This window comes from Maridesulfovibrio sp. FT414, from assembly GCF_050916235.1.
Classification (GTDB): Bacteria; Desulfobacterota; Desulfovibrionia; order Desulfovibrionales; family Desulfovibrionaceae; genus Maridesulfovibrio.
Genome location: NZ_CP104854.1, coordinates 3,417,059 through 3,437,293, shown reverse-complemented (window position 1 = coordinate 3,437,293; position 20,235 = coordinate 3,417,059). Strand labels below are relative to the sequence as shown.

16 protein-coding genes and 1 pseudogene are annotated in these 20,235 nt (G+C 51.0%); 11 read left to right on the top strand and 6 right to left on the bottom strand.

Translation table 11 applies throughout. The features are described 5' to 3' along the window. Positions 1-340: 340 nt before the first annotated feature. Positions 341-1,075: a TylF/MycF/NovP-related O-methyltransferase gene (locus N7E73_RS15280; RefSeq protein ID WP_432735767.1), complete on the top strand. Its 735-nt coding sequence runs from the start codon at positions 341-343 to the stop codon at positions 1,073-1,075. Positions 1,076-1,136: 61 nt separating this feature from the next. Here N7E73_RS15280 and N7E73_RS15275 read toward each other — a convergent pair whose 3' ends face one another. Beyond that, a complete protein-coding gene (locus N7E73_RS15275) occupies positions 1,137-2,828 on the bottom strand; it encodes a CgeB family protein (RefSeq protein ID WP_432735765.1) in 1,692 nt (563 codons plus the stop codon). A gap of 198 nt (positions 2,829-3,026) precedes the next feature. Between N7E73_RS15275 and N7E73_RS15270 the strand changes: the two genes are divergently transcribed. Together N7E73_RS15270 and N7E73_RS15265 are read left to right on the top strand one after the other, a co-directional pair. Then, a complete protein-coding gene (locus N7E73_RS15270) occupies positions 3,027-3,725 on the top strand; it encodes a CatA-like O-acetyltransferase (protein ID WP_432735764.1) in 699 nt (232 codons plus the stop codon). A gap of 196 nt (positions 3,726-3,921) precedes the next feature. Continuing rightward, positions 3,922-6,021 carry a hypothetical protein gene (locus N7E73_RS15265; RefSeq protein ID WP_432735763.1) on the top strand — a complete coding sequence of 700 codons (2,100 nt, stop codon included), beginning with the start codon at positions 3,922-3,924 and terminating at the stop codon, positions 6,019-6,021. An 806-nt stretch (positions 6,022-6,827) separates the two neighbouring features. Here the strand turns inward: N7E73_RS15265 and N7E73_RS15260 are convergent. Together N7E73_RS15260 and N7E73_RS15255 are read right to left on the bottom strand one after the other, a co-directional pair. Beyond that, the gene (locus N7E73_RS15260; protein ID WP_432735762.1) at positions 6,828-7,430 is read right to left on the bottom strand and encodes a DJ-1/PfpI family protein; all 603 of its coding nucleotides are present in this window, start codon (positions 7,428-7,430) and stop codon (positions 6,828-6,830) included. Beyond that, a complete protein-coding gene (locus tag N7E73_RS15255) occupies positions 7,393-8,448 on the bottom strand; it encodes a GlxA family transcriptional regulator (protein ID WP_432735761.1) in 1,056 nt (351 codons plus the stop codon). The genes N7E73_RS15260 and N7E73_RS15255 overlap by 38 nt, the downstream gene beginning before the upstream one ends. 140 nt (positions 8,449-8,588) lie before the next feature. Here N7E73_RS15255 and N7E73_RS15250 point away from each other — a divergent pair, with 140 nt between their 5' ends. From N7E73_RS15250 to N7E73_RS15235, 4 genes are all read left to right on the top strand, one after another. Beyond that, positions 8,589-9,383: a substrate-binding periplasmic protein gene (locus N7E73_RS15250; protein ID WP_432735760.1), complete on the top strand. Its 795-nt coding sequence runs from the start codon at positions 8,589-8,591 to the stop codon at positions 9,381-9,383. Positions 9,384-9,585: 202 nt separating this feature from the next. After that, positions 9,586-10,383, top strand: coding sequence for a substrate-binding periplasmic protein (locus N7E73_RS15245; RefSeq protein WP_432735759.1), 798 nt, complete (start codon positions 9,586-9,588; stop codon positions 10,381-10,383). A gap of 95 nt (positions 10,384-10,478) precedes the next feature. After that, a complete protein-coding gene (locus tag N7E73_RS15240; protein ID WP_432735758.1) occupies positions 10,479-11,375 on the top strand; it encodes a YitT family protein in 897 nt (298 codons plus the stop codon). Between the two features lie 315 nt (positions 11,376-11,690). Next, entirely contained in the window at positions 11,691-12,710 is a 1,020-nt protein-coding gene (locus N7E73_RS15235) for a diguanylate cyclase (protein WP_432735757.1), read from the top strand. A 31-nt stretch (positions 12,711-12,741) separates the two neighbouring features. Here the strand turns inward: N7E73_RS15235 and N7E73_RS15230 are convergent, their stop codons facing one another. Both N7E73_RS15230 and N7E73_RS15225 read right to left on the bottom strand, forming a co-directional pair. Further along, positions 12,742-13,599, bottom strand: coding sequence for a DNA polymerase III subunit delta' (locus N7E73_RS15230; RefSeq protein ID WP_432735756.1), 858 nt, complete (start codon positions 13,597-13,599; stop codon positions 12,742-12,744). Positions 13,600-13,954: 355 nt separating this feature from the next. Further along, complete coding sequence (locus N7E73_RS15225; RefSeq protein ID WP_432735755.1) at positions 13,955-15,235, bottom strand: adenylosuccinate synthase; 1,281 nt, start codon at positions 15,233-15,235, stop codon at positions 13,955-13,957. 219 nt (positions 15,236-15,454) lie between these two features. Between N7E73_RS15225 and N7E73_RS15220 the strand changes: the two are divergent. Beyond that, positions 15,455-16,696 (top strand): annotated as a pseudogene (locus N7E73_RS15220) (transglycosylase SLT domain-containing protein); the annotation flags it as partial. Positions 16,697-16,876: 180 nt separating this feature from the next. Here N7E73_RS15220 and N7E73_RS15215 read toward each other — a convergent pair. After that, entirely contained in the window at positions 16,877-17,248 is a 372-nt protein-coding gene (locus tag N7E73_RS15215) for a hypothetical protein (protein WP_432735754.1), read from the bottom strand. Positions 17,249-17,426: 178 nt separating this feature from the next. Between N7E73_RS15215 and N7E73_RS15210 the strand changes: the two genes are divergently transcribed. The 3 genes from N7E73_RS15210 to N7E73_RS15200 all read left to right on the top strand — a co-directional run bounded on the left by N7E73_RS15210 (position 17,427) and on the right by N7E73_RS15200 (position 20,121). Beyond that, positions 17,427-18,701 (top strand): IMP cyclohydrolase, encoded by a 1,275-nt coding sequence (locus N7E73_RS15210; protein WP_432735753.1) that lies wholly within the window; start codon positions 17,427-17,429, stop codon positions 18,699-18,701. 204 nt (positions 18,702-18,905) lie between these two features. Further along, on the top strand, positions 18,906-19,523 hold the full coding sequence (locus N7E73_RS15205) for a TetR family transcriptional regulator C-terminal domain-containing protein (protein ID WP_432735752.1): 618 nt from the start codon (positions 18,906-18,908) through the stop codon (positions 19,521-19,523). An 82-nt stretch (positions 19,524-19,605) separates the two neighbouring features. Beyond that, positions 19,606-20,121, top strand: coding sequence for a hypothetical protein (locus tag N7E73_RS15200; protein ID WP_432735751.1), 516 nt, complete (start codon positions 19,606-19,608; stop codon positions 20,119-20,121). Positions 20,122-20,235 lie beyond the last annotated feature (114 nt).

Sequence of the window (20,235 nt, the reverse complement as noted above, 5' to 3'; positions counted from 1 at the left end):
TATCTCAACCACAGACGCGACATTGTCGATCTGCCTCGGGAGATACCAGCCTATCATTATAGTTCAATTACCAAATGAAATTCATTTAATTTAAACCAGATACAAAACCATTCTTAAAAAAGCACTTCATGCCGTGACGTTAACATGAACAAATTTCATAATATATTTCAAAAACAATACAGCCACAGCAATATGCCTTGAGATATATTTTAAAAAAGAGTAGCAATAATAACACAGCGAATTACTTCTTATTAATACCGCCCATGAGGCAAAGAGCTCCGCCTGACAACCAAGAGAAAGTTAGATTTTAACCACTCAATCATAAATATCGGGTAAACTTGTGACAAAAAACCTGACTCAGCTCATCGGATATTTGAAGAAGAATGGTTATACAGTACGTAAACACAGGACCTCCCCGGACAACTCCCACCAGACCATATATCCGGCTGCAACATACAGCCCATGGTCTTTAGAACGCAGGTTCATCGAAACATACGAAAAGATAAAACCTATGACCTGTGTTGATATATACCGACTCTACTCCCTATGGAACTTAACCGGTCAAGTGAAGAACCTCCCCGGAAACATATTGGAAGTAGGCGTGTGGAAAGGAGGAAGCGGCATCCTGATGGCCACGCAAGCCAAATTGACCAATCAGGATACGACCACATATCTGTGCGATACATTTTCAGGCATAGTGAAAAACTCGATTCGAGACAATTTCCACCAGAACGGAGATTTCAACGACACCAGTGCAAAGCAGGTTAAATCAGCATTAATTGCCAACGACTTAGACCGTGTAGCAGTACTTCAGGGAATATTTCCGGAACAGACCTGCGAATTGGTAAGCGCACCTTTGAAATTGGCGCATATTGATGTCGATGTATATGACTCCGCCCGTGATGCATTTGCATGGATATGGCCCAGATTGGTATGCAGCGGAGTAGTAGTCTTTGATGACTACGGTTTTGCCTCATGCAAAGGAGTGACACAATTTGTTAATGAAATTGCAGGCCGAAATGATGCCACCTTCATATACAATCTTACCGGACAAGCCATTTTGATCAAACGATAGCATTCCCCTTGGCGAGACATTTCGTCAAAGGCAATAAAAAATAACCTGCGAAAAATTCACACTAAACAAAAGTCTGCCTCATTTTCCGAATCAGTTCACTTAGCCGATGCTCATATGTATGCTCACTCAAAATTCTGCGCCGTGCGGCATCACTGACCCTCCTCCTGCCTCCGTCATCGGCCAGCCACTGCTTCAGCAGCTGCGGGATCTCGTCCATGTCATTGTATGCGATGATCTCCTTTCCGGGCTCGAAAAGATTTTCCATCTGCTCCCGGTGGTCGGTAAGAACGAATCCGCCGCAGGCCGGGACATCAAACACCCGCTGGTTGACCGCCCCCTTCATCTGACGGCTGGTGCAATTGAAGCTGACCATGGACATGGGGTAGAATCCCGGCAGGTCGGCATAGTAATCAAGTGAATCAAGATACCGCCAGCCGCCTTTATCCAGCAGCACATGCCAGCCTTCGTCCCCGACAATAAGCGGGTTGAACCCGAGAATTTTCTCCACGCATGAAAGCCGATACTGCCGCGTGGCCTCCCAGGTGATCAGAGCCTCAAAGGACAGCCTCTGCTCGTCGGTCTCGAATGTCTCCATGCGGGCAAGAAGCTCCGGATGCGAACGCGCCAGAAATTTCTCCACGGAAAGTTCATCTGCGAGTCCGAACTCAGCCGCCAATTGCGGATAACGATTCATCAGATCGCCGGAGATGGAGGATTCACGCAGGGTTTTATCAACCGCATAGAGCATGGAATTACCCACGAAGGACACTTCGGAGCGCCATTCCTCACGCCCGGACACCCCCGGCCTGAACCGCTGCGGATCGGTCGCCAGCGGCAGGTAAAAAATATTGCGGAATCCTTTTTCGCGCATGATTTCTAGGTTCCCGGCATCGTAGGTAAAAATGCAGGTCAGTTCCGGTGAAACGTCTGTGTACCGATAAAGAATAAGCTGCGGATTATCCACAAACCACGAAGCCAGCGGCAGCTTGAGTTTCAGCAGCAGGTCGGTAAGTTTCCCCTGCCGGTCCACTCCGAAATGGTTCACGGTCAACGCGAAATCCGGCTTGAATTCCAGTACCGCCCGCAGCAGATCCTCCACAAAACCATCACGGACCGTATCGCCCATGCCGATGTCGATGGAGCAATAACTGAGTCCCAGCCGCTCCATGGCGGACTTTATCTCGCCGTTGAGGAAATACGGACGGTTGAAAAAAAGTATCCGCGGCTTGGTACTCTGAAATTTCTGGTAATTCACTTCGGCCCAGAAATCAGCGGGCGGTGCATCCTTTTCTGCTTCCAGAGTTGCAGCCAGAGCCGCGTACCAATCACGGTCAAGCCGCAGGTATAGCGGCATCCTGATGATTTCAAGCGGCTTTCCGCCATTCTCTGCCCTCCACTGCCGGACCTGTTCAAGGGCATCGGCAGCCCTGCCGCAAATCCAGGTAATCTGCGGATGATCGACCAGCCGGGAAGCCCCGGACGCCCGCGCAATGGCGGGTTCACGATCAAGCACCGCAACCGGCCCCTTTTTTGCCAGTTTCTGCGCACAGACTCCGAGTCCGGCCCCGATGAGTACGGGCAGACTCCCGGATGGAACTTCAGCGGCAAGGGACTTTTCGCGTTCGGCTCCTTTGCGGCCCCAGAGATGCCAGGTACGGCCTTCAATAAGAATCCGCACATCGACGACTTCAGTCCCGTCCAGCACAGGTTCAACGGAATAAGCTGATTTCTGCATAAGGAATATGTATGTCATTCCGCCATGCTGTGACAATGTTTTTTCCGGAAATACATACCTGCCGAACAGAGGATAAACATAAATTGACCATTACGAGTTTCTTCCGCTCCACCGGGCAAAGGTCTGGCGAATCACCTTGACTTTGGCCTGCCGTTAATTAAAAATTAACACCTTTTTAAACCTCTATACAATAAACCGAAACAACGTATGAATCACATGAATCAAGCACTGTGCAGCGAAAGCCGCATGGAAATTATCGATCTGGAAACATGGGAACGCACCGAGCATTTCAACTTTTTCCAGTCTCTGCAGAAATGCAACTACGGCACCACCGTGCAGGTGGATGTAAGCACACTTTACGATTTCAGAAAAGAAGCCAACAACAACGGCGGAAAACTGCGTTTCTCGGATTTGGTATACTTTTTCGCCATGAAAGCCGTTAACGCCATACCCGAGCTGCGCACCAGAATCGTAGACGGCAACCCGGTCATATTCGACGTTGTCCATCCGGCCTTCACCTACATTCCCAAAGGGCGTTCGCTTCATGCCAATGTGGTCTGTCGCTACGCGGAAAACTACGCTGAACAGTCCAAATATTTTGAAATTGCCAGAAACAATTCCGACATAGCCCCCACGCTGTCCCCAGAAGGCGGCAACAAGCAGAACCTGATATATTTCAGCATAGTTACCGGAGTACCGTTCAGCGCGGCCTCCAACCCGTGGGGCGACTGCTCCTGTGACTCCGTGCCACGCATCCTTTTCGGGCAGATGCATGAAACGGAATCCGGCAGAAAAATGCTGCCGGTATCAATAGAGCTGCTCCACAGCCTTGCAGACGGCAGGCACCTTGCTGAATTCTACCGTGTTTTCACTGAGCTGTGCAGTAACCCGCAAAATGAAATCCAGCAGCAATAATGCCTTGAACTTCTTTTACGGATAGAGTCTTCCGGTATAAATCAATCCCGGCTTACGCATAAACCGCGCAAGCCGGGATTATCACATTGAATACAAATGTATTTTACAATTGCCCGATTTCTCATTTTAACGTAACTGGCTGTAGTGAATCCGAAAGTAGTTTTCCACCCTCATCCATAATGTGGAGGCACATGGAATGAAAAAGGCTTTTGCAGTTCTGACGGTTTTATTGCTTTCCATTTCTGCCAATCTTCATGCTGCCGATGGAATCCCCATCGTTTTCAGCCTCAAGGACGGCCTGGACCCCCAGAATGTATACATAACCTTTTTCAACTGTGTTGATAACGCGACCAGCGTAACCGGAACATACAATAATGGCGTCAGCACCGGCCAGACGATCAGCCCCAACGTTTCCATCAAGTTGAGTGACACCATCAGCACCACTCCGGTGGCAGACAACATTCCCACAGGTGTCCCGGCAATATTTCTCACCACCTTCAAATCCGGGCGCATATATATTTCATACAATGGAGGGATAACCTCTCCCCTTTGTTCCCAGCCTTCAACTGAACCGGACTCAAGCGACGCCAACCTGGCCACCCGCTACCAGCCGGTGGAAATGGATGTACGACTCGGCAACAGCACCACGAGCGTGGAAACAGCCGTAATCAACACCAACCTCACCTACATTGACTACGCCGCCATTGCCTTGTCCCTTTCGGTAATAAATGCCACTTCCGGAGACATCATCCCCGAAAGTAAAATTACCAACAACCCGCTGCTGACAAACGTGACCAGTGAAATTCTAACCGATGCACTTGCAAGCAAAGCCACTACCGCCTACTCAACGGTTTACCCCAGTGCAGCCGACAAGCTGCCTTCCACTCTGTTTGCACGGGTGCTTTCACCAACATCGCTGGCATGGTACTCCAAATACAGCGACTGGACTCATTACCTGCAGACCACACTTTACAATTCCACAACCACCAACAACCTTCCGGTAAGGATCAAAGGTCTGTTCGGCGGAGTAGGCGGACAACCTGCAAACAAACTCGGCGCAGGCATAGTTCTGCCCAATGCCACATATCAGGCCCAGAGCTACGACTACCTTGTCACTTTCGACCAGTACGGAAACGCCACCATGACCGCCCAGTCCGGTTCAGGAAACGGAACATGCCTTGGAATTGATGCCGTAAACCGGGGCGAAGGGGTCGGCCCCAAGGACATCAACATATTGTTCAGTGACCTGAACGCCGCCACCGGCATCTACGGGAACAACGTGCCCTACAAAGTCGCGGGGACGGCCAACCGGACAACCGGGGTCGTGAATGATTTCTACGGCTGGGTGGTTGGCGACCTGCTCGCAGGTCTCAGCTGGGGCCTTCCCGGCAGTACGGTAAACTTCACTTCGGATAACGGTACGGTCTCCCATATAGGCAACATGACCAGCGTCCAGTGGTACGGAGGCAGAACCGAAAGCGGATACACATACAGCGTGCCGCTCTCCCCGGTCGGGCGCGGCTATACATATGCCCGTGCGCAACCGGGCAATCCGACAAACTACCACACCTACGCCGCTGCCCTCAAGGGAATGACCGGGGCATACGGATTCGGGCTGCAGGACCGCAGCGGCCAGACCCTGATAAACTTCAACCGGGTGGACCATCCCACTGCGTACCTTGAAATCGGAATAGATACCAAAGGACAGTCCGCGGTACAGGCTGCCAAGGAGCAGAAATCCGGCGTGACAGTTACCATGAACGAGTACAAGCCTAAGACGATGACCCAATTGGAAATCCAGTCCCAGTACGGATACAACGAATTCACGGCACATACTTCGGTCTGCTCGTTCAACGCCACAGTAAGCCCTGCTGGAGAAGTAGGAGTATTCGTCCTCAACACCGATGCCATCCCGGACGGACTAGGCAACGGATATAAACTGATGAAATTTCTCTCATCAGGCACTACCGCGGAATACGGACCATACGCAGCCAACGACCAGTCCCGCTTCACCGACGGAGCCTGGTGGATAACCGACATCAACGGCAACTACATGACCGCCTCCACCATGCTGACCAAAGGGGAACATTACAACATCAACTTTGTAATAAAGGATAACGGCCCCTTTGACGAAGACCCGGATCCGGGCGAAATAACAGACCCGGTAGCACTGGGTTCCGTGGGCACAGATGCAACAGGATGCGTTCTGAACCCGCGGGGCACCTTCAAGGCGGACTTCCTGCTGCTTCTTGCTGCGGCAGGTGCTGGAATAATAATGAGAAGAAAAATCAAATAGATAGATGCAATTCCTGAAGCAATAACATTCCGATCCCCAATAAACCGAAGCGACAAAAAAAGCTTCGGTTTATTTTTTGCCTGCGGACAGTTGAAAAAGAATTCTTATCCAATAAAATTAAGCAATTAAACTCTGATACTTTACATTTACAGATACAGTCCCCCGTTTCCCAACCACTGGCAACAAAATATCTTCATATTTTTACATCTATTTTTCAGCCCCTTACAGAAATTAAGCATAAAAATATATTTTTTATATTGACGATGATTGCACCGAGGATTAGATTGTAAACAAAGGCTGAGGAAGCTGCGATAAGCGGTTCATCATCAACCCTCAACAAGGGAGTGAAATCAACCTTGATATCACTTTCAGAAAGAGAGCCTGACGTAGAGGCTCAATTGAGGGGAGCCTACCGCATGAGTTCTGTTGAGACCTCCTGAAGGGCCCACGGAGAAACTGGAAAATGCCGGTTATTCCGGCAAAGCGACAACGGCGACCCCCTCAAAGCGGTAAAGAAATGCGTATTCGGTTCATCTTGTAACAAACCATTAAAGTCGGTTTAGGCGCGTTAGAGTTAATTTTGTAAAAACAACCGCTAATCTGGTTGAACGCGCAAGTACAAAGGCAATTTGGAAATAACCGCTAACATTGGTTGAAACGCGTTACTGAGCAATTCAAAAGCAAATCTGAAAAGCCCCCGGCCGGACGTTCTGTCCAGCCGGGGTTCTCTTTTTTGCGGCCTTGTCAATTTTTACCGAAGTAGCTTTCAGCACAAACAGTCATTAAAGACCCTTATCATCTTCGGCCTAAACCTCGGCAGTATAAGGAGGTGCAGGGTCATACTGGAGAATTTTCCTGACCATGCGGGCATGGTCAGGATCGTGAATCTGGCCGACCAGCCAAAGGGCCATATCGATTCCAGCGGAAACGCCCTGCGAAGTAACCACTTTCCCGTCACGCACATAACGCATCTCCGGAAGTTCGGTAACTTCGGGGTCCTCGGCAAGGTAATCCATCAACTGCCAGTGGGTAGTGGCCCGGCGTCCTTTCAGCAGACCGGCCTTCTGCAGAATAAGTCCACCCGTGCAGACGGCTGTCATGTATTCCACTTTGTCAAACTGGTCCTGAACCCAGGCAAGGGCTTCCCCGGAGCTTAGTGCGTATTTTTCCACCTCGCCTGTTCCGGGCAGGAGCAGCACGTCCAGATCCGGGGCATCCTCAAATGAATAATCGGGGATCATCCGCAAACCGCCGATCCCCCTCAGGGGTTCGGTGTTCCGGCCGACAGTAACGACCCGCCCAGCACCGCAAAGCTGGTTTGATGCCGCGAACACCTGCTGCGGGCCTACAAAATCAAGCTCCGCCACCTGTTCATATATGTATATTCCGTAAGTCAGATTCTTTTTCATTATTTTCTCCTTTTAAGAAGTGGGCCCTGTATTGGGCCGGGCTGACTCCGAGCCTTCGCAGAAAGGCCCTGCGCAACCGTTCCTCCCGGCCGAAGCCGGATTCCTGTGCCACCCTGTCAAACGGCTCGACACCGGATTCAATCAGCTCGCGCGCGCGATCAATCCTGAGCTGTTCCACAAAGCGGCCGGGGCTCATCCCCGTTTCCGACGGAAAAATTCGTGCAAATGACCGGGGACTCATATTGGCGTGCTCCGCCAGTTGCTCCACAGTCAGTTTCCGGTCGAGATTGGCTTCCATCCAGCCCACCAGCCCGGAAAATCTTCCTGCCCCGGCCTGTATTGCCAGCGAGGAACTGAACTGAGCCTGAGAGCCGGGACGCCTGCGGTAAAGCAGCAGCACCCTCGCCACCTCCAGAGCCAGCGACGGACCGAAATCATCCTCCACGATGGCAAGGGCAAGGTCAATTCCAGCGGTAACACCCCCGCTGGTCGAAATATTGCCGTCCCTGATATAAATGGCATCCGGCTCCACGTTGACGTCCGGATACAGTCGGGACAGACGCTCGGAAACCATCCAGTGGGTTGTGACCCGTCTGCCGCCAAGCAGCCCACAGGCCGCGAGGATAAAGGCTCCACTGCACACAGAGACAATGCGCCGCGCTCGGGAAGCTGCCGCACGCACGCAGGAGAGAACCTCTGGATCGGCTGAAACCTTCTCCGCAATCATGCCGCCCGGTACCAGCAGGATGTCGGCTGAAGTTTTACCCGAAAACGTCTCTGCATGAAAAACAAGTCCTGAAGAAGTACGGACAGGTCCGGGCGTGACTGCGGAAAAGACAGGACTATACCCCTGCTTGGACCTGCCGCCCTGCTGCAGAAGTTCGGTTGCCGTGTTGAAGACCTCAAGCGGCCCGCTGACATCAAGGGACACAACACCGTCGAAAAGAAAAATTTCCAGCTGTTTCTTCATGCGTCCAGAGTACGGAACAGCATCGTTGGCTGCAATGACAAAAAACATGCAATTTATGCCAGATCAATGCACAACAAAGCATCCTCCACGCCAGACATATGGAAAGGCACGTAGACACAAGTTTAAAACTGTGAAATAAATAAGCAACTCAACTGTGCAGGCAATCAGAAACATCCGGAGTTTATTTCATGCGCAAGGTCGCACAGAACCAGACCGGCTCAGAACACCATTCACGGCAAGTTGCAATCAAACTATTCAGCACTTGCGCCTTTCTGCTGCTTACATTTTTGCTTGCACCCCTATCCCACGCTGAAACCCTTGAGATAGGGTACATAGAGTACCCGCCCTACTACTACACCCAAAACGGAAGGCCGGAAGGTTTTCTATTGCACCTGACGGAAGCGATTATGCGAAATTCAGGGATCGAGGCCCGTTACACATCCATGCCGTCCAAAAGGGTTCTCCACAAAATCAAAACCGGCGGGAATGTTGCCTCAATAGGCTGGTTCAAGACAGAAGAACGCGAACGTTTTGCCAGTTTCTCCATTCCCATCTACGAAAACAGGCCGATAGGCATCATTTTCCGCAAGGAGGATGAACCCAAATTCGCGAATTTCCACTCCCTGAAAGACCTCATGGAGAAAACCGACCTCAAGATTGCAACAATTTCAGGACACTCCGAAGGAATTTACGTTGATAAAATCTTAAACACCTACCCTAATCACGTATATTATGTTTCCGGTAAACAGGAGCAACTGGTTAAAATGCTCAAGAACGGACGGCAGGATTTCTGCCTGCTGGCCCCGGAAGAAATCTCCATGATCATTGAACGTTGCGGGTATTCAGAAGACGATTTTATGTTCAGGACACTGACCGACATTCCTGCAGGAAACAAGCGCTACCTTATATTTTCCAAGACAGTCGCCCCGGAAACAGTCGCCAAAATAAACACTGCCATAGCCGATCTGATGGGAAACATATAACCCGGCAACTGACCGCTGGGTAAAACAACGTTGATTCAGATTTCACATCCAGCCCGTAACTCCCATATTCAAAGTTCAAATTACAAAGCTTACAGCAGAAGAAAACTAAGATATGGACATAAACTTTTTCCGATGGCAAACTGGGAAGACTTGGAAATAAATTTCATGTTTTGAGAACAAGCCACACGAATCGCATATGCGCATGAAGAAAAAAAAATACGCGACAAAATTCGCCAGATACACCCTGCCTGCGGTACTCATTTCTTTTGTCATACTCATAACTGTTTCACTGGCTACAGCGGAAAGAATTGAGGTCGGCTATGTTGAATTTCCTCCTCATTTCTTCACTTCGCAGAACGGCACGGCCAATGGCACTCTGATAGAGCTTGCCACACGTATATTCAATAAAGCGGGAATTGAATTCGAATATCGTCGGCTACCGGCAAAAAGAATCCTGCTCAATCTCGAGCACGGAAATCATTTCGCTTCTGTTGGATGGTTCAAAAACCCGGAACGGGAAAAAATCGCCCTTTATTCCCTGCCCATATATGTCAACAAGCCCATCGGGTTACTTGTCCTCAACAGGGAAAGCTACAAATTCGAACCATACAAGACTCTTGAAGCGGTAATGAGAAGCAACAGATTCAAAATAGGGCTGATTTCAGGGCACTCGGGAGGACCATATGTTGACCCTATCATGGAAAAATACCCTGAAAACACCATCACGATAACTGGATCAAAACTGCAGTTGGTTAAAATGCTCAAAAATTGCAGGGTGGACGGAGTCATCCTGGCTCCGGAGGAAATGCCCCTGCTGGTTCAGGAATCCGGGTATGACCTTGACGATTTTGCTCACATAAAAATGAATGACATTCCCGAAGGCAACAAACGCTATATTGTGTTTTCACATTCCACTGACCAGAAAATCGTTGAAAAAGTCAACCGGGCCATACTGGAATTAATCGGCAACCTATCTGAAAATCCCCCGAAAACGGATTAAACGGAGAGAACCATTCCCAGCAAAACTTGAAAGATAGCTCCATAGCTGTTACTCGGCACAGCATGAGCAGTTTTGAGAAAAAAGAAAAAGGCGGGATGTCGGAACCAATCAGATCGGTACTGGGAAAAGGTTCCACAATGAACTTTGACTTCACCTACTCGGTATGGTGGAATATCTTTCTTATCACTTCAGGATCGGCAATATGTGCGGTGGCAGTTAAAAGCCTTGCCGTGCCGCATGAATTCCTTTCCGGTGGGATTTTCGGGCTGGCTTCACTTATTTATTACAAATTCAACGTGCTGTCGCCTGGCTGGCTTTACCTTCTGCTGAATATCCCGCTGTTTATCTTTGCCTGGGTTAAAGTAAGCCGACGTTTCTTCTGGTACAGCCTTTATGCAACACTGACCCTCACCGCAGCCTATGAACTGATCACAATACCCATGCCGGTTCAAAATCATACCTATGCCGCCGTGGCCTGCGGAGCCATGTCCGGATTCGGAGCCGGCACGGTCCTGAGATCACTCGGTTCAAACGGCGGACTGGATGTTATTGCCGTATATCTGTTTCAACGGTTCAACATAGGCATCGGAAAAGTCTACATTATTTTCAACGCAGCGCTGTTCAGTTTCAGCCTGTTTGAGCTTCCTCTGGATATAATCATCGCCTCGCTTATCCTCGTATTCATCTCATCAACTGCAGTTGAGAGCACCCTTTCCATGTTCAACCAGCGCAAGGTCGTCTTCATCATTTCAAACAACATTGAAATGATCAGCCATGACATCCTGCACGAGCTTAAGCAGAGTGCCACCTTCATCAGAGGCCAGGGGGCCTACCTGCGCGAAGACAAAAACATCCTTATGACCGTGGTCAACAACATCCAGCTCAAGAAACTGGAGGAGATCACCTTCCGGCACGACGAAAGCGCACTTTTCATTGTAGAGAACACCTTCTCGGTCATAGGTTCAAGCTTTTCGCGGCGCAAGGTCTACTAGACCTTCAATTTCAACCACATGTGTCTTCGGGCCTCCAATTACACGTTAAGCGGACGGCTCCAAAAATCAAAAAAGTGCCCCGGCACCAACCGAGGTTTTCATTTTCCAAGGCATTGCAAAATAGCAGCACGAAGATCAATGCTCAACCGATTCGCCTGCCAGCACCACAGGCAAAGAAAAATCCGTTGTGCTTCCCACACAAGACACTCGCTAAAAATAACTCGCAACTCGTTGAACAGACTGCTAAGTATATTTATGAACACATGCCCGTATATCCAGTAGGCCTGTTAATTTAGCCGTAAGGACTTGGAAGAAATGAATAGCAGCATAGAAATGGAAATCATCGACAAGCTGGGCTTTACCCCGGAAGAATTCGAGAAACGCAAAAAATTCCTGCTTCTCGGAGAGAAGGACGTTGAACTGCTGAAAGAAATTTCATCCCTGATTGGAGAAATTCCCGACACTCTGTTCGATGATTTTTACGACCACCTTCTTTCCTTCGACGAAACCAGATCCATTCTCAAAGGACCGGAGACCGTTGAACGTTTGAAGGCAATGCAGAAGCGCTACTTCCAGCAACTCATCAGCGGAAATTATGATTACGAATACCTGAAGAACCGCCTTCGCGTGGGATACAGGCATGTGGAGTACGGAATTATCCCCATGTGGTACATCGGGTCATTCAACAAATATATGGAAGGGATCCGCCATATTGTTAAAGAGAGATGCGATTGTGATCTGGCTAAATACATCGAGTACAGCAACGCACTTCAGAAAATAGCCATGCTCGACACCGTAATAATTATGGAAAGTTACAACTACGGTAAATACAAACTGCAGGAAAAGCTGAAAAAGCAGACCGTAACAGACCCGTTGACCGGGATGTTCAACCGCAGGAAATTTGATCAGGACCTTGCCGACATCATAACCCACTACAACCGCTACGGCACACCGTTCTGCCTGATTGTCATGGACCTCGACAATTTTAAACACGTCAACGACGAATTCGGCCACACCGCAGGAGATGCCGTACTGAAATTCTTCTGCCAGCTTGTTCAGGATACCCTCAGAGAGGTAGACAGGCTCTACAGATACGGCGGAGAAGAATTCAATGTCATCATGTATTCGGAATCAATAATTTCTGCACAGGTTGCTGCTGAAAGAATCCGTAAAACAGTGGAACAGGCTGAATTCCCGATAGTTGGAGATGTCACGGTAAGCATAGGAGCAACGCAGTTCACTGCCATGGACACTCCTGAGGAATTCATCAAACGGGCTGACACTGCGCTTTATGAGGCGAAAAGACTCGGCAAAAACAGGGTGATCACCGCCTGACCGCCCTACCCAGAAATATTTCGGAACCGCCCTACCGCCGCTTAGGCATGGCAGCGGTTACAACCCAGTCAAGCACCAGCGCGGGGTTAACATTGTAGTTCATGGACTCCTGTGCCTTGCCCAGCACCAGATCAAGGCGGCGTAGCCCTTTGGCGTCGAAAAGGCCAGAAAGGGCATCAGCGGCACGGGTGGAACGCGGATTGAGCAGCGCATTCCTCAACTCCCGCTGGCAACCGTTCACGACCTTCAACCCCATCTCCTTATCCAGAGCGCCTTTTGCGGACGTACGTTCGAACCAGCCCTGACCGGAACGCCAGAAAGTCAGCATTCCGCCTACCCATTCAGCCACTTCCGGTGAATTTTCAGAACCGGTCGGCCATGCGAGAGTTATAACCCAACTGCGCGAAACCAGCGTCTCCAGCAGCCTTTCGCGCTGCGGGGCAGTAAGTACAAACACGTTACCTGGACGAGGCTCCTCAAGGGTCTTGAGGAGTGCGTTGGCGGAGTTGCCGTTCAGGTTCTGGGCTTCCACCACCACGGTTACACGGGTTCCGCCCCCGTTCGGCGGCTGGCCCCAGACCGGCAGCAGTTCCCGGATGGACTCAACGGAAATATCCTGCTTCAGCTTGCCGTCTTCCTCTTCCCTGTCGATGAGCAGGAAATCATTAAAGGCGTTGTCTGCAATCTGCCTGCAGGCCTGACAGGTTCCGCAAGGTTCCTGACCGTTCTCGCAGTTCAGCACACAGGCCCAGTAACGGGCCATGTCCAGCCGTTCTTCCGCACTGCCGCCCTCAATAAGAAGGCACTGCGGCGGCTTTGAAGCAAGCTTCGCCAGCCTCGGCAGAACCAGACTCTGCCTTACTGCTGTTTCCTGAATACTTGTAAACATTATTTGATGCCTCTGGACTCCCCATCCCCTCTACCCAAAAGACGTTTCAATATATCTTCGACACACGGTCTGGCAGAGTCGGGGGAAAAGTTAATCCATGTTTCACCCGATAAATTATGCGAAAAAATAAAGCTCAGCAACCCGTTAGCAGAAGACATGCAACCGGGAAAAAATAGGTTGAACCCCTAAAAAACAAAACCCACGCAATCACAGGCGTGGGAAAGAAAAACTAAACCAAAGCACTCCGAAAGGTCCCCATCAACGAAGCCTTACTAAAAGGTTTTGAAGGGATGGGGTCTGGGGAAGGGGAACTTGTACAAACGTTTCCCTTCCCCAGCCGCCGGAGGCATTCTTATTATCTTACAATAGTCTCAGCGCGGTCGGGTCCTACGGACACGATGCCGACTTTTACGCCGGAGAGCTCTTCGATGCGCGCAATGTAGTTGCGTGCTTCAACGGGCAGCTCGTCGTACTTCTTGGCTTTGGTTATATCACCTTTCCAGCCGGGCATGGACTCGTAAACAGGCTTGACGTGTGCCATACCGTTCTGCTCCTGCGGAGGATAGGCCACTTTTTCGCCACGGTACTCGTAGGCAACACAGATTTTGAGTTCATCAAGATCGGAAAGGACGTCGAGCTTGGTCAGGGCGAACTCGGTGAGGTCGCACAGACGTGCGGTCTCGCGCAGGACAACCATGTCCAGCCAGCCGCAGCGGCGTTTACGTCCGGTGGTTGCGCCGAACTCATGGCCGACTCTCTGCAGGGTATCGCCCACTTCGTCGAAGAGTTCGGTGGGGAAAGGACCGGCACCTACGCGGGTGGTGTAGGCCTTGCAGATACCGATGATACGCTCAAGCTGACGCGGTCCGCATCCGGAACCGGCAGCCGCGTTACCGGCAACCACGTTGGAAGAGGTTACAAAAGGATAGGTTCCGTGGTCGATGTCGAGGTGCACGCCCTGTGCTCCTTCGAAAAGGACGGATTTTCCTTCCTTGATTGTGTTCTGAATCTCGCTGGAAACGTCAGCAAGGTAGGGAGCGACGCGTTCTGCGATGGGCAGAAGATCCTGGAAGACCTTTTCGGGATCAAGCGGCTCCACATTGAAAAGTTTTTCGAAAAGCACGTTCTTCTCGACGAGGGCAGCTTCGATCTTGGCACGAAGCAGCTCGGGATCGGCGAGGTCCGCGGCGCGAACGCCGATACGGCTCATCTTGTCCTCATAACAGGGACCGATTCCGCGTCCGGTGGTGCCGATCTTGCTGTCAGCGGACTTCATGGATTCGCGGCAGTTGTCCAGCAACTTATGGTAAGCCATGATGATCTGGGTCTTCTTGGAAATCATGAGCCTTGCGGGAGAAACATCCACTCCCTTTGCGGCCAGCCCGTCGATTTCCTTGAGGAATACTTCGGGATCAAGAACCACACCATTGGAGATGAGGCATTTTTTCCCTTCGTGGAGCACTCCGGAAGGAATGAGGTGCAGGATACACTGCTCACCATCTACAACAAGGGTATGCCCTGCGTTGTTTCCGCCCTGAAAACGAACAATCGCACCCGCTTTTTCAGCGAGCATATCGACGATTTTACCCTTGCCTTCGTCCCCCCACTGGGTTCCAACAATAACGGTATTAGACATAGCTAAAGCGCTCCTTCTACAGTATTTCCTCTTGCCTGATCATAAGGTCCGGGAATCTTTGCTGTAATTTGAATACTTGCTAGCGGCACTGCGTCTGACGTATATAATCGGGAAAGGGGTCATTACGCGAACATAATAAAAATCCTTTCCCATTGGCCGATCAATTGATACCTCACTTGGCCGGGGCATGCTAGCATATAGCACGGCAGACGGGTTTTTATGCGTAAAAAATCTTTCGGGGAAATGTCAATACATCTAATCAAATTTAATCACCCTCCAAGGGGTATTTTGATACTTTTTTCACAACATTTATTCAATATTGTTGTGTACTTGATGTTTTTTATTTTTTTTACACACGTTTACCAGATCCAGCACGACATTCCCCTGCCCGAGGTGCTGCGGGTTGCCGCAGTGCAGACTGAACGGGTTTTCCCGCATCTATCGCCGTGGGGTCCGGGCTATGACCGGGAACTGCTTGAAGACTTCGGCAGTTTCAGCGGAACCGAACTGGAATTCACCGCTTACCCTAACCACGAACAGGCCATGAAAGCCCTCGTTTCCGGCGAAGCGGACATAATGCTCGCCAGCGGCTACAATCCCGAATCCCTGCCTGTTTCCGTGCCCATAGCCAAAGGGCCCATCTACGAACAGAACCAGCCTCAGATGCTGCACAACATCCGCCGCTTCGAGCTGCGCACTCCTTTCGAGCTGTGCGGCTTAGAAATCTTTGTTCCGGGAAACGCTGGTCTGCTGCACGTATTTGAAGGACTTCGGGAACATCTGGGCTGCGAGACCGAGCTGCTTACCACCGGCAACGCCACCCACCTCGCCCCCCTGCTGGAACTGAACGACGACAAGTCCGTGCGTTTCCAGCTGGTGGAAACCGGCACGTTCAAGCCGCTCAAGCCTTTTCTGCACCGGCTGCGTGCTACCGACAGCTTCGGAGAGGAACTGGAGTACCGCTGGTATCTGCGGGACGACATACCGGGACTGCATCAGACAGTCGAAGATTACTGGGATATGGTGGGAACCAACGGCACGCTGGCTGACAAGAAGGAAAGATATTTCGGATACATTCCTGAAGAAACCGATTTCTACGATCTCTATTCCCTGCGCAAGGACATCCGGGAAAAGCTGCCGCTCTACAGCGATTACATAGTTGGTGCGTCAGAAAAATATGATCTTGACCCGTTCCTGCTGGCCGCAGTCATGTATCAGGAATCGCGCTTCAACCCGCTTGCCCACAGCCGGACAGGCGTTCGCGGGCTCATGCAGCTCACCGTGGACACGGCCGACCTGCTGGGGCTCAGCAGCCGTCTGGACCCGAGGCAGTCCATCTACGGAGGGGCCCGTTACCTGCGTTTTCTGTGGGATAAATTTGAAAACCGGGATGTTTCAGGCTGGGACCGCTGGCTGTTCACCCTTGCCGCCTATAATCAGGGGCTTGGACATGTCTACGATGCCATAGACATCGCCAGCTACACCAGCAGGGACCCGGGAACGTGGCGATCTCTCAAGCAGGTCTTCCCTCTGCTGACCAGCAAAAAGTACCATTCGCAGACGCGCCACGGCTACACTCGCGGTTATGAAGCCGTGGATTACGTGGACAGCGTCCGCTACTACTTTTACATTATGAAGGGACTAGCTGTCCTCCCGGGGCTTGAACGTGAGTACCTTGCCCCCCTTGCCACCGGGACCGGCGGATTTTCCGCCCTTTCCGGGAGCACCGCTGAAAAGGTCGTCCTCGCCCCTGCCGGGGATGAAGTCGGGACGCGGTGACATTGATTCCGGCCCGCAGGATTCGGCCCAGTGATAATTAAAAAGCTGGTTTTTAAGATGCACAGCCTGTATCATCCCGAATACGACTGCGGCCTCCTCCCACTTGCGGTTGGGCTGAAAATTGGCGACTTCGGCTTCATACTTGTTCCATAATTCCACGAGCGATGCCTCATCATAGGCATTAAGCTGCTTTGCCAGTTTCAACAGGGCCTTTTCCAAATAACCTTCTGACATATGATCTCCTGAGGTGATAAATCGGAAGCGTTAAAAATCCGGCTGAATTTTTTAACCATTCCGGCATGGTGATCCTAGCAAAAAGGTTGCCGACACCGCAATTCTAAAATTGCCCGCCGGGAAAGCCTGTGCTATGAGCGCATCACCCTACCAGTTAAACTCTTATCGGAGAACTACAATGAGCGATCTTAAAAACATGTACAAGACTCTTCAGCAGGATCCTTTTCCCGCTGACCTCACCCTCACTCTGGGCGACCAGAAACTCACCTTCAAGAAAAGAACCTGGGAAATAGACGGCGAAACCAAGGGCCTGCGCTACGGCGAAAACCCAGACCAGCCCGCAGCTCTCTACGAACTCGCTTCCGGAGCACTTGAATACGACGGAATCAAATTTCGCGGCGAAGGACAGGGTCTCGTATCCGCCCTTACCGAAGAACACATGATCCAGGCCGGCAAACATCCCGGCAAGACCAACCTCACCGACGTGGATAACGCGCTCAACATCCTGCAGTACCTCACTGCCAAGCCCGCAGCCGTAATCCTCAAGCATAACAACCCCTGCGGCGCCGCATGGTCCGAAGATGGCGTGGGAACCGCCCTGCGCAACGCATTCAATGCCGACCGCATCGCCGCTTTCGGCGGAGCCATCGTGGTCAACCGTCCCATGACCATGGAAGCCGCCGAAGTCGTCGATTCCGCTTATTTTGAAGTTGTCGCCGCCCCCGCTTTCGAAGACGGCGTCCTCGATGTACTCAGGAAGCGCAAAAACCTGCGCATCCTTCAGATTCCCGGCATCAACGATCTCGAAAAGTTGCTCGGACAGCCCTTCCTCGACATCAAATCGCTCATGGACGGCGGTATGGTCGTGCAGTTCTCCTTCAGAAACCGCATCCTCTCCGCAGATGATTTCATCCCCGCAACCGCGGAAAAAGACGGTTCCACCTTCTCCGCACGCACCCCCACCAAGCAGGAAGCAGACGATCTGCTCTTCGCATGGGCGGTTGAAGCGGGCGTGACCTCCAACTCCGTAATTTTTGCCAAGGACGGAACCACCACCGCCATCGGTACAGGTGAGCAGGACCGCGTAGGCTGCGTTGAACTCGCAGTGACCAAGGCCCGCACCAAGTACGCAGACGGCATCTGCTTTGAAAAATTCAAGATGTCTCTGTTTGAACTGAAGCTCAAAGCCCTCAAAGATGAGCAGGCTGCCAGGGATCTTGCAGAAATAGAAGCAACTGCTGTTGCCGAAAAGGGCGGACTCAAAGGTTCCGTTCTGGTTTCCGACGGGTTCTTCCCCTTCCGCGACGGCGTGGACCTGTGCATGGCGCAGGGCATCACTGCAATCGCTCAGCCCGGCGGCTCCATCCGCGACTACGAAGTAATCCAGGCCGTGAATGAAGCCTCCCCGCAGGTGGCCATGGTCTTCACCGGACAGAGATCGTTCAAGCACTAAAATGTCTCCGACGGCCAGAGGGGGAAACTTTTTGAGAAAAGTTTCCCCCTCTGGACTCCCCCTTCAAAAACTTTCACTATGGCTTCGCCGCTTTGTATGGCGAGACGTCATTACTTTTGGCTCTGCGAGGCAGGCTTAGGGATATGTTTGTAGGCCTCTGAAGCATCTGCTTCCTGCCTGCCAAAATAATCCGAATTACTACACTTGACACAACTAGACGACTGGTCTATTTCTTCCCGCATGAGCGAAGACACCAAGCAGATAATTATCGCCATCGGGGCGGATATCATCCACCGCAAAGGATTCAACAACACCGGCATTCAGGAGATTCTCAAGGCTTGTGGAGTTCCGAAGGGGTCGTTTTACTACTACTTCGAATCCAAGGAAGCCTTCGGGGTTGAGGTTGCACGGTATTTTGCAGCCCGTTTGGGTGAAAAATCAGGTCATCTGCTTAAAGACAAGTCATTTGCGCCGCTTGATAGGCTGAAAAACTTCTTCAGGTTCTTCCGCAATTATTTCGAGGAACAGGGCTGGTCCCGCGGCTGCCCCATAGGCAATCTTGCTCAGGAAATGGGCGACCTGTCCGGCCCGTTGCAGGTCGAGCTTTCACAGATCGTCAATGGACTGGTAAGGGCGGTTGCACCGATCATCAGGGAAGCGGCAGAGTCCGGTCAGATTTCGGAATCCATCGACCCGGAATGTACTGCAGGCTTCATTGTTGCGGCATGGCACGGCGCAGTCCTGCAGATGAAAGTACACAAATGCTCAACTCCCCTTGATAATTTTGAGCAGATTGTCTTCGAAAACATATTGGTAAAGTAGTGGCTTTAGCCCGATTCTTTCGGGTATTTTTTTTATCCGTTTTATAGACGACCGGTCTATTACACAAACAAGGAGCTTCAAGATGTTAATGGTTAATTACGCTACCCGTGAAAACGCTGAAGGAAAAATAGGTGAATTCTATGCCCGCATACCGGAAGTGCTGGATATCCCCACCCCTATGCAGGTAATGTCCTCCAGTGCCGGACTCTTTGAACGCCATGTCGGGGTCATTGAATACTTCTCCAACCATGAAAACCTGGAGTTCCAGACTCTCGCCGCAATCAGGTACATGGCTTCATGCCTCAAGGGCTTCACCCCCTGCATTGACTTCAATGCCAAACTGCTCATGTCCGCAGGACTTGAGGAGACTGAACTGGATACCATTGTGAAAGACCCGCTTCAGGCTCCGTTCGAGAAAAAGGAATGCATGCTGCTGGCCTTTGTAAATAAGGGACTGGTCTCCCCGGAAGCAATCAGCAGGGAGGATCTCCAGTCCCTAAAAAACGAAGGCTGGACTGAGAAAGACCTTGTTGACGCGCTTTACCATGCAGCCAGCATGGACATAGCCGGAACCCTATCCAAAGCATTCACCGAATAAGCAAACGCAGGCCGTCCGATTATATCGGGCGGCCTGCGTCCATTTTAGTTTTCTGCATCTCGAACCGGCATTGATGTTTCTTCACGATCTTGCCATACAAAGCGGCTAAGCCTT

Excerpts from the sequence above, each read along its gene's own strand:
- N7E73_RS15260 (WP_432735762.1), bottom strand. The coding sequence starts at position 7,430 with ATGAAAAAGAATCTGACTTACGGAATATACATATATGAACAGGTGGCG.
- N7E73_RS15245 (WP_432735759.1), top strand. The coding sequence starts at position 9,586 with ATGAAGAAAAAAAAATACGCGACAAAATTCGCCAGATACACCCTGCCT.
- N7E73_RS15270 (WP_432735764.1), top strand. The coding sequence starts at position 3,027 with ATGAATCAAGCACTGTGCAGCGAAAGCCGCATGGAAATTATCGATCTG.
- N7E73_RS15210 (WP_432735753.1), top strand. The coding sequence starts at position 17,427 with ATGAGCGATCTTAAAAACATGTACAAGACTCTTCAGCAGGATCCTTTT.
- N7E73_RS15225 (WP_432735755.1), bottom strand. The coding sequence starts at position 15,235 with ATGTCTAATACCGTTATTGTTGGAACCCAGTGGGGGGACGAAGGCAAG.
- N7E73_RS15265 (WP_432735763.1), top strand. The coding sequence starts at position 3,922 with ATGAAAAAGGCTTTTGCAGTTCTGACGGTTTTATTGCTTTCCATTTCT.
- N7E73_RS15215 (WP_432735754.1), bottom strand. The coding sequence starts at position 17,248 with ATGTCAGAAGGTTATTTGGAAAAGGCCCTGTTGAAACTGGCAAAGCAG.
- N7E73_RS15230 (WP_432735756.1), bottom strand. The coding sequence starts at position 13,599 with ATGTTTACAAGTATTCAGGAAACAGCAGTAAGGCAGAGTCTGGTTCTG.
- N7E73_RS15200 (WP_432735751.1), top strand. The coding sequence starts at position 19,606 with ATGTTAATGGTTAATTACGCTACCCGTGAAAACGCTGAAGGAAAAATA.
- N7E73_RS15240 (WP_432735758.1), top strand. The coding sequence starts at position 10,479 with ATGTCGGAACCAATCAGATCGGTACTGGGAAAAGGTTCCACAATGAAC.
- N7E73_RS15250 (WP_432735760.1), top strand. The coding sequence starts at position 8,589 with ATGCGCAAGGTCGCACAGAACCAGACCGGCTCAGAACACCATTCACGG.
- N7E73_RS15275 (WP_432735765.1), bottom strand. The coding sequence starts at position 2,828 with ATGACATACATATTCCTTATGCAGAAATCAGCTTATTCCGTTGAACCT.
- N7E73_RS15235 (WP_432735757.1), top strand. The coding sequence starts at position 11,691 with ATGAATAGCAGCATAGAAATGGAAATCATCGACAAGCTGGGCTTTACC.
- N7E73_RS15255 (WP_432735761.1), bottom strand. The coding sequence starts at position 8,448 with ATGTTTTTTGTCATTGCAGCCAACGATGCTGTTCCGTACTCTGGACGC.